The organism is Candidatus Streptomyces philanthi, assembly GCF_059553635.1.
Genome location: NZ_JCANQV010000611.1, coordinates 1 through 1,254, shown reverse-complemented (window position 1 = coordinate 1,254; position 1,254 = coordinate 1). Strand labels below are relative to the sequence as shown.

At 77.0% G+C, this 1,254-nt stretch carries 2 protein-coding genes; both read right to left on the bottom strand.

The window, feature by feature from the left end; genetic code table 11:
* On the bottom strand, positions 1 to 471 hold a 471-nt coding region (locus AC51EU_RS30615), incomplete at its 3' end, for an adenosylcobinamide-GDP ribazoletransferase (RefSeq protein ID WP_496270348.1).
* A 44-nt stretch (positions 472 to 515) separates the two neighbouring features.
* Positions 516 to 1,214 (bottom strand): hypothetical protein, encoded by a 699-nt coding sequence (locus AC51EU_RS30610; RefSeq protein ID WP_496270347.1) that lies wholly within the window; start codon positions 1,212 to 1,214, stop codon positions 516 to 518.
* Positions 1,215 to 1,254: the final 40 nt, after the last annotated feature.

The following is a 1,254-nucleotide window of genomic DNA, read 5'->3' as shown; positions in this document are numbered from 1 at the left end:
CGAGACGGCCGCGGCCACCGCGCCCTCGGCCCAGCCGGCCGCGTACAGCCCGTGCAGCGCCGCCACCTGGGCCAGCAGCGCGAACAGCAGGGTGACGACGCCGAACGGGCCGATGTCGGACCGCTTCATGATGTCCAGCGCCGCGGCGGCCGGCTTGCCGCTGCCCAGGCCGTCGGCGGTGTCGGCGAGACCGTCCAGGTGCAGCCCCCGGGTGAGCACCGCGGGGACCACGGCGGCGCCCACGGCGGCGAGCAGCGGGCCGCCGCCCAGCACCAGCACGACCGCGCCCACCGCCGCCGAGGCCAGACCGGTCACGAGCCCGGCGGCCGGGGCGCAGAGCATCCCGCCGCGGGCCGTCTCCCGGTCCCAGCGGGTGACGCGGACCGGCAGCACGGTCAGTGTCCCGAAGGCGAAGCGCAGCGCGTCGGCGGGGGAGGGCGGTCCGGGGGGCGGGGCGGGGGTGTCGGTCACCGCGGAAGATTACCGGGCAAAGCGCCGGACGGGCACGGCGCGGGTCAGCGCGCGGGCGTCCGGCCGGTTCCCGGCCGCGTCCCGCGCCGCCGGCGCGCGATCTCCACCGCGCCGCACAGCACCAGGACGGCGGCGACCGCCGCGAGATGCTCCTTGCCCGCCAGGTTGTTCTTGATGAACAGCACCTCGAACACCATCGCCGCCACCACGAGTCCGCAGGTCAGCCAGGCCCGGTAGCGCCAGGTCACGACGAGGGCCAGGCCCACCACGGCCGCCGAGGGGCCGGTGTCGACCACGTACGCGTCCTGCGGCGGCAGCCCCAGCGGACCGTCCGGGCCCAGCCAGATGCCCAGGCGGGCGTAGAGCGTCCCGGCGAGCGTCGCCGCGTACGCGACGGTGAGCGTCCTGGCCCGGCCCAGGGTGATCTCGGCGATCCCGAAGACCACCAGGATCTGCGCCAGCGCGCCCCACACGGGCAGGTCGAGCGCCGGGACGAACAGCGAGAGCGGGGTGCGCAGCAGGGCGGCCCACAGCGGATCGTGGGCCCGTACGGCCCCGATCTGCTGCACCAGCGGGTGCCCCCAGGGCTGGTGCTGCACCAGGTGCAGCAGCAGCGTCAGACCGACCGCGGTCAGCGTCATCGCGACGGCCCGCGGCTTCCGGGCGGCCAGTCCGGAGCGCACCGCCCGCAGCAGGGGCCCCCATTCGGCACGGACGGCGCGGCGCGGGAGCGACTCGCTCATCGGGCGTTCTCCAGGTACTCGCGGGCGGGCCCGGCACGGG

Excerpts from the sequence above, each read along its gene's own strand:
- AC51EU_RS30610 (WP_496270347.1), bottom strand. The coding sequence starts at position 1,214 with ATGAGCGAGTCGCTCCCGCGCCGCGCCGTCCGTGCCGAATGGGGGCCC.